Source organism: Rhodococcus sp. BS-15, assembly GCF_000813105.1.
GTDB lineage: Bacteria > Actinomycetota > Actinomycetes > Mycobacteriales > Mycobacteriaceae > Rhodococcoides.
Genome location: NZ_BAOX01000157.1, coordinates 1 through 11,305, shown reverse-complemented (window position 1 = coordinate 11,305; position 11,305 = coordinate 1). Strand labels below are relative to the sequence as shown.

The window sequence follows — 11,305 nt, the reverse complement described above, 5'->3', positions numbered from 1 at the left end:
CGGGCCGTCGGTGTGTACGGTGCTCTAGGCTTCCGGCTCGAACGGTTGCAGCGCCGAGAGTTCACCCGGCAGTGCGTCCACGTGCACCACGCCGAGTCGTTGCGTCGCTCGGGTGAGCGCCACGTACAGATCGTTCATGCCCTTGATCGACTCGGCCACGATGGCACCTGGTTCGACGATCAGCACCGAGTCGAACTCGAGTCCCTTGGCATCCTTGACCGTCGATACGGTGACCAGTTCCGATGCCAGATGGCGGAATCGGTCGACGTGGCCTGCGGGAACCAGCACGGCGCTCAGGCCAGGGCGCGGGTGATCGGCCACACGCTTCTCCACCGCAGTGACCAGATCGGCCGCTGCCACTCGTTGGGCCCACGGCCTGGCTCCGGTGCTGCGGATGGATCGCGGCTCGGACTGCTCGGGATCGATGGCAGCCAACACATCGTGTGCCACGGCCATGATCTCGGACGGTGTTCGGTAGTTCACCGTCAGTTCGGTTCGCTTCCAGCGCTTGGCCACATACGGTTCGAGAACCGAACCCCACGACGAGGTTCCGGCGGGATCGCCGGTCTGCGCCGTATCGCCCACCAGTGTCATCCACCGATTCGGTATGCGCCGCATCACCATTCGCCACGCCATCGCAGAGAGTTCCTGCGCCTCGTCGACGATCACGTGCCCGTAGGTCCACGTTCGGTCACCGGCGGCCCGTTCGGCCGTGGTCAATCGCTGACCCGAATTCTGCCGTCGCGCAAGCTGATCGGCATCGATGAGGTCGTAGGCCATCAGAATCTCCGGATCGAGTTCGTCCTCGAGGTCCTGAGGTGCCGAACCGGTCAGGATGTCCAACGCGCCCTGGCATCGGCGATCTGACCGCGCCACTGACGTTGTGCCTGTTCACGTTCGGCTGCGTCGTCGACGCCGAGCAGCTCGGCGAGTTCGTCGAGCAGGGGAGCGTCGGCCGACGAGAAGCCGTGGCCCCGACGAACGAGAGACTCACGCTCCAACTCATCGAGTGCCGGCGCCGCCGAGGCGATCTTCTCGGGCGATGCGAAGAGGTCGCGGAGAACCTGCTGGGGAGACAGATCCGGCCACAGTTCGTCGACAGCGGCCATGACGTCCTGATCCTCGCGCATCTCGTCGCGCATGTCCGCGATGTCGTCGGCGCTGAGCAGGCTGGACCCGTCGACGAGGTTCTGTCCGAGTTTCGCCGCCAACTGATTGGCCAACTGGTCGATGACCGAGGACACGAACAGGGGCCGAGCCAGGTTGTGTGGTCGCCGGGACGAGCGGGCGCGACCGCGAGCCCTGGTCACGATCTTGCGGTCGAGCGTGATGTCGTAGGTGTCGAACTTCAGTCGACGGGGCTGCGCGGGGACTTCCTGACGGTCGCGTACCGCTTGGGTCAGCACCTCGACCATCGACAGTCTGCCCTTGACCTCGGTCGCCACGGCCGAGTCCTCGCGTTGTGCGCGGACTCCCGGATAGAGATCGCCGATCGTGGACAGCAGTACACCCGTCTCGCCGAGTGACGGCAGCACCTGCCCGATGTAGTCGAGGAACGTGGCGTTGGGTCCGATGATGAGGACACCGCTCTTACCGAGCTGCTGGCGGTAGGTGTAGAGCAGGTAGGCGGCGCGGTGCAGCGCGACGGCCGTCTTGCCGGTGCCCGGTCCGCCCTGAACCACCAACACACTGCGATGCTGCGATCGGATGATCGCGTCCTGCTCGCTCTGAATCGTCTCGACGATGTCGTTCATCTGGCCGGTACGTGCGGCGTCGAGTGCCGAGAGCAGCGCACCTTCGCTCGCGACACCGCCCGCCACGGCGGCATCGCTCGACGATCGGGCAGAGTTCAGGTCGAGGAATTCGTCGGCGATCGACGTCACTCGACGACCGCGGGTGCGAATGTGCCTGCGCCGCAACACGTTTTCGGGTGCAGCGGGAGTCGCCAGGTAGAACGGCCGGGCCATCGGTGCTCGCCAGTCCAACAGCAGCGTCTCGTAGTCGTTCTTGTCGTCGAGAATTCCCACGCGACCGATGTAGCGCTCGGGCCGGTCGTCGACCTTGGGGTCGAGGGAATCGGGATCGAGGTCGATGCGTCCGAAACACAGTCCGTTCTCGGCGGCGTCGGACTTGGCGATGTCCTCGGTGTACATCTGGTTGAACGATTCGCGTTCGCTACGGGCCTGCGGGGTGCCGCCGGTCTCCAACAGCACCGCGCGCAATCGGTTCGCGGCGTACTCGCGCAGTGCGTCGAGCTGGGTGTACAGCCGCGTCAGGTGCGCCTGCTCGATGTCTTCTTCGATCGGCACATCGGAGTTTCTCGATGTGTGGCCGTCGTCCGGCAAAGGGTCTCCTCGGGAGTTCGGCCGAGGCGAAGATATCGCCTCGAAATCAGCCAGAGCAGTCTACGTCGCACAACGGCCCTGCCGCAGAACCGCTGGTTCCGGGGCAGGGCCGCGTCTGTTGCTGTGTTCTCGGCGAGAACTACTTCGCGTACTGCTGCAGCTTCTTGTCCAAGTTCTTCTGAGCCTTGGCAACTCGCTTCTCGAGCTTGGCGCGAGCCTGCTCGGTCACCTTCTCGAGTTCCTTGCTCTGCTTCTCCGCACGCTTGCGGGCCCGCTTGCTCAGCGTCTCCACACGATCGGACGCCAGATCGGCCCAGGTGACTCCGCGCTTCTGCGCTTCGTCGGCCAAGACCGAACCCCTCTCGGCAGCCAGATCGGCGAGCTTGGACGCGCGCTTCTGGGCCACGTCGGTCAATTCGTGGCGACGATCAGCGGCAACGTCGACGAGCTTGGATCCGCGCTTCTGCGCGATCTCGGCCAGGTCGGTTCCGCGGTGCGCAGCCTTGTCGGCGAGCTTGGAGCCGCGCTTCTGCGCCTCTTCGGCCAAGTCGCTACCGCGGTCGGCGGCGAGTTCGGCGAGCTTCGATCCACGCTTCTGTGCTTCCTCGGCGAGGACGGAACCCTTGTCGGCGGCCACGTGAGCCCAGCGGTTCAGTGCCGGCTGAGCGACCTCGGCCAGCTCCGAGCCCTTGTCGGTGGCGATGTCGGCGAGCTTGGCCAACTTGGGCTGGGCGGCGTCGGCGAACTTGGCCAGCTTCGGCTGTGCCGCCTCGGCGAGATCGGCGCTGCGGCTCGCGGCGACGGCTGCGATTTCCTTGACCCGCTCACCGGTCTCGTGGGTGGAGTGACCCGGCAGTGCCGAGACGACGCTCTCCTGAGCGCGGCGTGCTGCGCGCTTGCTACGCCATGCGACCGACGGCTTGCCCTCGGTGTCGACGGCCGCGATGAGCAGTCCGCCGAGCAGGCTCAGGTTCTTGAAGAAGTGGATACGCTGCGCAGCCTTTGCCTCCGGGTCCGTCTCGTTCCAGAAGGCGTGCCCGGCGAGTGTCGTCGGTACGAGACTTCCGGCGAGAGCGAGCGAGGCGATGCGCGGTGCCTTGCCGGTGGTCAGCAGAATCCCGCCGGCGACCTGGATTCCGCCATTGATACGGACCAACGTCTCCGGGTCGCTCGGCACGTTCGCGGTGACGTCGTTGGGGAGGACGTCCTTGCCCTGCTCGATCAGCGGAGTGGCGACCTGCGCCTTGCCGGTGGGATTACGGAGTGCGTCGACGCCCCCTGCGATGAAAATCGTAGACATCAGCGGACGGGCGATACGGCGGACCAGCATTGACAGCCTCCTGCGTAGTTTCTCGTGTCATCGGCGGTGGAACCAGGGACGGCACGGCGGTCCGAAAACCTACCGCTGTGCGTCCTTTTGTCACACTATTCATACCCAATGGTTCACGGTCTCAAGCACGCCGATCGTCACCAGCCGCGTGTGCGCCATTCGTCCAGGTGAGGGCGCTCGGCACCGAGCGTCGTGTCCTTTCCGTGGCCCGGGTAGACGACGGTCTCGTCGTCGAAGCGGTCGAACAATTTCGCCGTCACGTCGTCGAGCAGATGGGCGAAATCCTCCGGGCTGCCCGTCTTGCCGACGCCACCGGGAAAGAGCAAAGGCTCTGAGCGGTAAAGTACACGAGTATGACTCAGCGCGCAGCCATCTACACCCGCATATCGGAAGATCCGCTGGCAACGGCCAAGGGTGTCGAGCGGCAGCGCGAGGACGCCGAAGCGCTCATCGCTGCACGGGGCTGGACGTTGGTCGAGGTCTACACCGATAACGACATATCCGCGCTACGCGGCAAGTCCCGTCCCGCGTACGCCGCCATGATGGCCGCGGTCGGGCGCGGAGAGTTCGACCAGATCGTTGCCTACGGCCTCTCTCGGATCTGGCGCAACCGGTCGGAGCGCGCCGCCGGTATCGATTTGCTCAAGAACTCCGGTGTCGGCGTCGCCCTGGTCAAGGGCAGCGACATCGACATGACTTCGGCATCGGGGCGCATGATGGCCGGAATTCTCGGCGAGGTCGACACCGCCGAGTCAGAGGTCAAGTCGGAACGCGTGGCGCGCGCGGCGCAGCAAAGAGCCCAAGAGGGCCGAGCCAACGGCGCGGTTGCATACGGCTGGCGGCGCGAACAACAACGTGACCCGTCCGGCCGCGTTGTCCATTGGCACGACGTTGAGGACGCGGAGCAAGCTGACGTGGTGCGCAGCATCGTTGCCGACCTGTTGGCCGGCCGCACTCTCAACGCGATCACTCGCGAACTTAACGAACGCGGCGTGCCAACGCCCCAGGGCCGGGGCGCATGGCTGTCGTCGTCGGTTAAGAAGCTGGCTCTACGAGACCTGAACGTCGCGCTGCGGACCCATCGCGGCGTCGTGGTGGGTCCGGCTGCGTCGCCCGCGATCATCCCGCAGGAGGACCACGACCGCGTCAAGGCCTTGTTCGCCGAACCGGGCCGCGGACACAAGAAGGGCGGGGCTCGGCGACATCTGTTGTCCTTCGGGATCGGGGAGTGCGGCAAGTGCGGCTCACGGCTCCGCGTGATGACCCGCGGCGGTCATGCGATGTACGCCTGCGACACGTCTGCCGGATGCACCGGTCGACGACAAACGTGGGTCGACGAGCTAGTGACCGAAACGGTGTGTGCTCGCTTGGCGCGACCGGACGCACGCGACCTTTTCGCGCGTGACGACACCGAAGCCCGCGAGGCGAGGACTACCGCCGACGCAATCCGCGCTCGACTGGACTCGGCAGCCGACGCGTTCGCTGAGGGCGCAATCGACGCACGGCAGCTCGCTCGCATCACAGCCAGACTGCAGCCGGAGCTCGAAGCGGCCGAGAAGGCGGCGATGACTTCGATCGACTCCGTCGGTCCCGCGTTGCTCGCTCGATTCGGCGGGCCTGATGCTCGAGCGGTGTGGGATGGTCTCGAGCTGACTCAGCGCCGCGCGGTACTTACGGCGCTCGGCGTCCGAGTGATTCTGGTGCCGGGACTCCGCGGGGGCGCAGGCTTCAAGCCTGAGTCCGTACGAATCGAGCCGTGGCAGAGCGCCAATCCTGAGCCGTTACCGAATCGTTAGAATCTGCTTCCGCTTTCGGTCTGAGCCTTCCGGAAAGTCGCGATTTTCCTCGCGCATTCGTTCGCTCATTGCCCGTGACCTGCGGCAAAGTGTTTACATAGATCTACTAAAGCAGCATACACGGTATGTCAGCCTTGCGTCTCGACGTTTACCGAAATCGCTTGTGGCGCAACAGCTCACGAGTTATCAAGCTTGACTCAACTCGCTTGCTCGAAGGAGCCTTGATGCAACGCGGTCGAAACGACCGCACAGCATCCAAGGAGTTCAGAAGTGACTGAAACAGATTTCCGAACCATCCCCGGTCAGCCGGAGCCGATGGTCCGCACGACGTGGTTCGACAACTTCACTCGCGGTGAAAATGTGTCGGAATCGGAGCACGTCCGCGTGTTCTGGGCGAGTCCGTCGGTGCGGAGCGCGGCAGACGCGGTCGACTACCTGTGGCAAACCCGACTGATCCGAGTGGAAGCGCATGCCGTTCGCGCAGCCGTGAAGCGCGGAGAGCTGACGGCGCTTCGGATCGGCAAGGGCTTCACTTTCCGGCCCGCTGATCTGGACGCTTGGATCGCAGCTCGCCAGGTCAATGGGTAATGACCGAGGAACAACGCGCCGCCATTCGGGCACGCGCACAGCAGATTGCAGCGGCCGCACCTCCGCTCACCTCGCAACAAAAGCGCGATCTGGCTCGAGTGTTCGGGAATCGAAAATGACCGATACAGAACGCGAGCGAATCATCGAGGCCGGCAAGAAAGCGGCTGTCGGCGCACCGCCGATCCCCGACGCCGCCGCTCGACTCATCCGGGAAGCGTTTCGAGTGCGCCCGACGAGGGTCACTCGATGACCGACGCGCAGAGCCGCGCGATTGAGGCCTACGAGCAGTCGGTGGCCGACGCCGCGCCACCGCTGTCCGACGAGCAGAAAACGGCAGTTCGCCGAGCCGTGAGAGCTGGCCGCGCCACCGAGATGCGTCAAAAACCCACCACCACCGACAAGGCGTGACGTCAGCCGTACAACCACAATTTCACACAGATACGGGAACGCCATGGAAACGAAGAACCGCACTGCACATAGAAAATCCCGCGCACCGGAGGAACGCGGGATCGTCTAACAGGAGAAATCGCTCACCACCAAAGCAAGCAACCAAGCGACTCGAATGTTACCACCGCACAGCCCAATATCACTATAACCGCGATCGACGCGCTAATCGAACGCATCAACGATCTGGAACATTCCAGAACCGATTTGACTGAGCGCAAACGCTTTTCGTGGCTGTCGCTCGCCGCGGCCGACGAGTTCGCCGCCGACTCGCACACATTCAGTCTTCGACCACCCCCTCCGGTCGACCAGGTCGAGGAGTTTTTCGCGAGTCTCGCCTGGACCACGCGCACGGAATGGGTCGGCGTCGATTACGACATCGAGCCGACCACCGAGCTCATCGTTCACCCGTCCGTTCGCAACGGTGACGACATCGGCGTCGTTCTGCGCGGCGAGGGGTGGCGGTGCACCCGTAACGGTGGTTGCGGCTACGAAGATCTCGCGGGCCTGCGTATGCGTCCGACTGTCGTCGAGATCGTAGATCTCGAGGCGACCGTCGCGAAACTATCGACAGCGGGTGCCGCATGAGTGCTGCAGCGAACGCTGGGCGCAAATACCTCGAACAAGGCTGGTCCGAGCCGTTCCCGACCCCGCGAGGCAGAAGATGCCGCCGCCGAAGGGTGTCACTGGAAACGTCCCGGTGTCGGCGCTCGACGAGGTGCTCGACAGACTGGACGACGCTCCCGACGGCGCAAACCTCGCGCTGCGTATGCCGCAGGGCGTCACGGTCGACGGGAAGCCGTACGACGTCATCGGTATCGACGTCGACCAGCATGACGATAAGCACGGCGGCGACACTCTCGCGGCCCTCGAGCTGGAACTGTGCCCACTACCCACAACTTGGCGTAACTCGTCGCGAATAGAGCCCGCCCACGGCCACTATTTCTTTCGCGTGCCCGCGGGGCGAAGTTGGAAGGGGCAGGCAGGACCGAGCATCGAGATCTTGCGGCCTACACATCGGTACGCCGTGACGTGGCCGAGCGTGGTCGAAGGACGCTCGTACCGTTGGCACTTCGGCGGTGACGCGACGGACATCGGCGCTGTTCCCGTAGTCTCCGAGCTGCCCGAGCTGCCCGAGCCGTGGGTCCGACGTCTGTCGACCGGTGCCGCGGTTCCGATGCGCACCGTCGTCTCAGCGGGTCCGTCGGATGCGATGGAGGCCCGTTCGTGGCTATCGAGCACCGTGCACGGTTACGACAAGCCCATGTGTGAAGAGATGGCGCAGCGGGTCGACCACGATCGCTTGGCGCAGGCCATGACGGCAGGCGCACACGACGCATTGACCACCGTCACGCACCACGTGATAGCGCTGGCCGCGGAGGGCCGGCACGGGCTCGCCGACGCTTTGAACGAAGTGCGGACGGCGTTCCGTGCGGAGGTGGTGGAAGGGGGCCGACGGAGCGACGAGGCCGCGCAAGGCGAGTTCGACCGCGCAATAGTCGGGGCGGCGCAGAAGTTGCACCGCGACCTCGCGGACGGACTGACCATGATCGCCACGACAACGATCCCCGTGGGGGAGTTCGACGAGCTCGCTACCGGTGCCGGGGTGATCGCGACGGTGAGCGCAGGTACGACGCGGGTATACGCCAAAGGCGCAGACTCGGAACACCCTGTCGCCGAACTGTTCTCGGTATTCCTGGTCGGTCGCGCACGCTATCTGACCGAAACGCGACGATTCGTTGTCTGGAACGGCTTGCGCTGGGTGGAGCATCCCGACCAAGCCGCAGTGCGCGCCATCTTCAACAATGAATTCCGGCACACCGTAGAGGTAATGTCGGGGCAAGGTGACGCGGACGAATGCGAGTGGAAAGCACCGGGCGGTTCACTCGCCTACGGCAACCACGTCGCCGAGCTGGTCAAGGAGTTTCCCGAGCTGCACGCGCTGGCCACGGAATTCGACGTCGCCGCCGAAGAGCTGAACACCCCGGCCGGAATCGTAGATCTGCGCACGGGCACGGTACGACCGCACGACGCAACCGCACTGCATACGCGGATCACCGAGGTCGCTCCCGACTTCACCGCTAACGCACCGCGATTCGAGGCCTGGCTACGTCAGGTGACGCTCGCCGACGACGTGCTGATCGACTACCTGCAATGGGTGCTCGGTCAGGCCATGCTCGGCGTGAGAGGGGCCGAGCATCTGTTCGTGTTGTTCGGCGAGGGCGGTTCCGGCAAGAGCAGCCTGGTCGGCCTTCTCAAGGACGTGCTGGGCATCGGCTCGACCGGGTACGCCCACCAGGTGCCAGGCACGTTTTTCATGCAGACGCGCAACCCGAAGCACGAGTCCGAATTGCACGACGTCAAGGGCAAGCGCGCTCTCATCGGCTCCGAGCTGCCCACTACGGGCCACTGGAACGAGCCGCGGTTCAAGTCCCTCACCGGCGACGCCCACGCCACCGCCGCCAAGAAGGGCGTCGACTCGGAGACGTTCCGGCTTCAGGCGACAGTGTTGGTCGATACCAACGCGTTCCCGTCGCTCACCGAGGTCGGCCGAGCCGAGCGCCGACGTATCCGAGCTATCCCGTTCGAGTACGACTTCACCTCGAACACCGGCACCGATGGACCCGACCCCCGATTCGTCGCCAAGCTGATCGAGGCAGAAGGACCGGCCATCGCGGCGTGGTTGTGCCGAGGGGCGCAGCGGTACCTGACGCAATCGCCTCCGGCTGTACCTGTTCGGGTGCAACAACTCTCAGACCAACTACTCGGCGAGACCGACGTCGTGTCGACGTTCGTCGAGGACGAGTGCACGCTGATCCAGGACGCTAGCGAACTGAACGAGCACGTGTACGCGGCATTCGATGCGTGGCGGCAACGACAGGGCCTCCCACATCGGTCGTCCAGATGGCTGATGCCTCAACTCAAGGCCAAATTCGGTCTGGTCATCGACCACCGTCCGACAGGGAACAAACGGCACACCGTCGGCCTGATGCTCAACAGCACGCCGAGTACGAAGCTCACCCTCAAGATCGGCTCGACGGGAGAAGGGCAGTGATCGGTACTGCCACATCTATTGCCACTTCTTGCCATGAATCGACGGGGTATGCGGCAGTCCAAGAAACCGGCCTGAACAGGAAATATGCACCCCTTTCGCTCCTTTACTGCCACTACTGCCACATAGAAATAGGGATAACTACACGAGAAAAGAAAGGGAGTGACGAAGGGATGCGTACAGAGACGTATGTCGTAGGTATCGCTCTACAGAGCTACGCCGAACACCTGACACAAGTGGCTATGTGGCAGTAGTGGCATTACTTCCGAAAAACCGCCGCCTAGCAGCGCAAAACGCGAAGCCACATAGCCCGCGAGATCCGGCTATTAGTGGCAGAAGAAGTGGCAGACGCCAAGAAAGAGGAACTTATGTCCCGATCTCGAGCTCGCTCGCAAGCGCGACGGGCTAAGCGGCGAGCGAAGCGACCACCGGCCCCCGGGGTCCGATTCGACTTCGACATCGAAAAGCGGACGAACTGATCCTCGACGTCGCGTGCCCCGACTTGCGGGGTGCCGGCCGGTGGAGCCGCATCGACGACAGAAAACCAACCAATAGCCCGGCCTCGACCGACGCCGGTTAGCACAACCAACGAAGGAGCAACCAAGTGAGCACACAGGGCAGCGGAATCGATAGTTCGAACTGGGACCAGAGTCTCGGCGGGTTCGGACCCGGCGAGGCATCCGAGATCATTGGCAACACCAACGCGGTGAGCGAGCGAGACCGTCGGGCGCACGCACGGGCAGAGTCGGAGCGTCGAGCCGCCGAGGACGACCGGGAGCGCGCGAGCGGCATCGGGGTATCCCCGACGCTCGACCACGAACTCGGAAAGCGGCTGACCGACGATCTACTCAAGGGCATCAAGCGCAACGCGGCCGCGGCCGGGAAGGTACAGCACCGACTCGATGAGGAACGCGAGGAACTGTTGAACCTCGCGGCCGGACAGCGCGACGGCGAACTACTCGCCGCGGCATGGGAAGCGGCCGAGGCGAAAACGAGGGTTCCCTCGATCATGGTGGCGGCGCAGGAGTTCGACAGGACGGCCATTCCGACCGCGCATCCGATCGCACGTCATGGGCAGTTCGAGGAGCGGATGCGAGCTCACTGGGCCAACGCGAATCGCGAAGCTGTGCTCGCGGCATGGAGCGACGTCGAGCAGGTTCTCGGCGAGCAGTCGACGTCGATCCTCGATGAATCGGTGCGCGCGTACCGGACGCTGGTCGACGCGACCGGCGAGGTCGACAACGCGGCCGCTGTGATCGAGAACGGACAACCCGACGTCCTCGACGCATTCCAGCAGTGGCCGAAGTTGGTCGAGCGGTGGCGGCAGGTCCAGTGCGTCCGGCATTGGCTCGCACTGGCCGAGAACAACGGGTTCGACTCCAGGTCACCCGAGCAGTTGATCCGGACCGACGCTCAGATGATCGAACGGGACGTCTGGCGCAGTCAGTTCGTCGGACAGCTCGGCGTCGAGATCGCTCACGTCGATACGCCCGACGCAGCGCTGCAGTGGTTCGCGGACAAGAAGATCGAGACAGGAGCGCACGCATGAGAGCAAACACGACGGCCAGCGGCATGGCCCGCTATCTCACGGACCCACCCGAAAGCGCGCAGCAGGTACACCAGGGCCAGCAAGCCGAAGCGAACGCGGAACGTGAGAGGCCGGCACCGGTCACCGAGATCGGTTCGGCGCGCGTCGGGATCTCGAGCGAGCCGGGTCAGCTCCTTGCCGTGCGCCGAACCGATCTCGGTG

Annotated in this window: 9 protein-coding genes and 2 pseudogenes; 8 read left to right on the top strand and 3 right to left on the bottom strand. The window is 64.4% G+C overall.

From position 1 onward, the window contains the following. Window positions 1-24: 24 nt before the first annotated feature. From RHBS_RS17055 to RHBS_RS17045, 3 genes and pseudogenes are all read right to left on the bottom strand, one after another. Window positions 25-2,345: pseudogene (locus RHBS_RS17055) on the bottom strand (ATP-binding domain-containing protein). A 139-nt stretch (window positions 2,346-2,484) separates the two neighbouring features. After that, on the bottom strand, window positions 2,485-3,675 hold the full coding sequence (locus tag RHBS_RS17050) for a DoxX family protein (protein WP_128646092.1): 1,191 nt from the start codon (window positions 3,673-3,675) through the stop codon (window positions 2,485-2,487). A 137-nt stretch (window positions 3,676-3,812) separates the two neighbouring features. After that, window positions 3,813-3,998, bottom strand: a pseudogene (locus RHBS_RS17045) (MBL fold metallo-hydrolase); the annotation flags it as partial. 30 nt (window positions 3,999-4,028) lie between these two features. On the opposite strand from RHBS_RS17045, the gene RHBS_RS17040 reads away from it, so the two are divergent. The 8 genes from RHBS_RS17040 to RHBS_RS17015 all read left to right on the top strand — a co-directional run. Continuing rightward, window positions 4,029-5,471 (top strand): recombinase family protein, encoded by a 1,443-nt coding sequence (locus tag RHBS_RS17040; RefSeq protein ID WP_128646091.1) that lies wholly within the window; start codon window positions 4,029-4,031, stop codon window positions 5,469-5,471. Between the two features lie 270 nt (window positions 5,472-5,741). Next, a complete protein-coding gene (locus RHBS_RS17035; RefSeq protein ID WP_128646090.1) occupies window positions 5,742-6,059 on the top strand; it encodes a helix-turn-helix domain-containing protein in 318 nt (105 codons plus the stop codon). A 115-nt stretch (window positions 6,060-6,174) separates the two neighbouring features. Next, window positions 6,175-6,309 (top strand): hypothetical protein, encoded by a 135-nt coding sequence (locus tag RHBS_RS31585; protein ID WP_272913870.1) that lies wholly within the window; start codon window positions 6,175-6,177, stop codon window positions 6,307-6,309. Further along, a complete protein-coding gene (locus RHBS_RS29095) occupies window positions 6,306-6,467 on the top strand; it encodes a hypothetical protein (protein ID WP_187298528.1) in 162 nt (53 codons plus the stop codon). The genes RHBS_RS31585 and RHBS_RS29095 overlap by 4 nt, the downstream gene beginning before the upstream one ends. A 243-nt stretch (window positions 6,468-6,710) precedes the next feature. Next, window positions 6,711-7,091 (top strand): hypothetical protein, encoded by a 381-nt coding sequence (locus RHBS_RS17030; RefSeq protein ID WP_128646089.1) that lies wholly within the window; start codon window positions 6,711-6,713, stop codon window positions 7,089-7,091. Between the two features lie 76 nt (window positions 7,092-7,167). Then, on the top strand, window positions 7,168-9,558 hold the full coding sequence (locus tag RHBS_RS17025) for a phage/plasmid primase, P4 family (RefSeq protein WP_128646088.1): 2,391 nt from the start codon (window positions 7,168-7,170) through the stop codon (window positions 9,556-9,558). A 601-nt stretch (window positions 9,559-10,159) separates the two neighbouring features. Continuing rightward, window positions 10,160-11,104 carry a hypothetical protein gene (locus tag RHBS_RS17020; protein WP_128646087.1) on the top strand — a complete coding sequence of 315 codons (945 nt, stop codon included), beginning with the start codon at window positions 10,160-10,162 and terminating at the stop codon, window positions 11,102-11,104. Continuing rightward, the coding region (locus tag RHBS_RS17015; RefSeq protein ID WP_145977534.1) for a hypothetical protein at window positions 11,101-11,305 on the top strand (205 nt) is incomplete at its 3' end. The genes RHBS_RS17020 and RHBS_RS17015, both read left to right, overlap by 4 nt.